General features: G+C 48.5%; 1 protein-coding gene. It reads left to right on the forward strand.

Going from position 1 to position 1158, the window contains the following annotated elements; genetic code table 11:
• Positions 1 to 963 (forward strand): FtsK/SpoIIIE domain-containing protein (locus ACOCD2_RS21020; protein WP_293653374.1); only part of this gene is annotated, 963 nt, incomplete at its 5' end.
• Positions 964 to 1158 lie beyond the last annotated feature (195 nt).

Below are 1158 nucleotides of genomic sequence, written 5' to 3' on the forward strand. Positions count from 1 at the left end.
TCCCACGCTGTTGATGTCATAAATGTCCTTGCTGCTCCAATGGAAATTATCATCATGGTCAAACGACCGCACCGAGCAATCCTGCGGTTGCAGGATCTTTGGCGAAGACGGCAACTTCCCTCATCAGCACCGGAGTCCAACACCAGCTTACTGCTAGGTGCGAAAGAAGCTGATGGTGAAATCTTATATTTGAATGTCGGCAACGAATTCGGCGGGCACCAGCCTCATGGCCCCCACACCTTGATAGCCGGTGAAACCGGGAGTGGTAAAGGTGTATTGGTTCAGTCTTTACTATTGGATATATGCGCAACAAACTCTCCTGAAAAAGCACGCATCCGTATGATTGATCCCAAGGCCGGGATTGATTTTCCTTGGCTGCGAAACATGCCACATCTCGATGGAGACCTCATTACCGAGCAGGATGAAGCCATCCAGGCTCTCGAAGAATTGGTGGCCGAGATGGAAAGAAGAAACCGTCTTCTTGCGGAGGCCGGTGTCACCAAGCTCGATAACTACAATCGCAAAGTCCCACCATCCGAGCAGCTTCCACGAATCTGGTTGTTCCATGACGAGTTAGCAGACTGGATGATGATTAACGAGTACAGAGATGCCGTTGATTTGAATGCAAGCCGCTTGGGCGTTAAGGCGCGGGCAGCAGGAATCAATCTTGTCCTGATCACACAACGACCGGATAAAGATGCCTTGCCGATGCAACTCCGAGCAAATTTGACAAACCGGCTGGTTTTAAAGGTTGCAGATAAGAAGAACTCTATGCTGGTTCTTGATGAACCTGGCGCTGAACGTTTGCTTGGCAGAGGTCATTTGGCGGCAAGGCTCTCAGGAGAAGGGAAAGTTATTTTGGCCCAAGTTCCATTTGCATCCGAAGAAGAGATTGCTGAATTAGCACAACTGATACAAGTCAGTCGATTGGATAAGAAATCTAGCATAAATTGGACAGAGTGAATTATCGGCTTATTGCAATCCACGGTGCAAAAACCTAGCTTTTCCTAAGCAGATCATCGTGCTCTGCCAAGGACTCCAAGGTTGAAATAGGGGTACCGTAACTTTTCTCGATTCTATCGCCCGTGGTAGAAACCGGCTTCGAAATGTCTTTGGTTTCTCCGGTATGGGTCACAACGGTGCCACTTTCTCTCATTA

The organism is Thiolapillus sp. (assembly GCF_048562965.1).
GTDB classification, from domain to species: Bacteria; Pseudomonadota; Gammaproteobacteria; order Chromatiales; family Chromatiaceae; genus Thiolapillus; species Thiolapillus brandeum_A.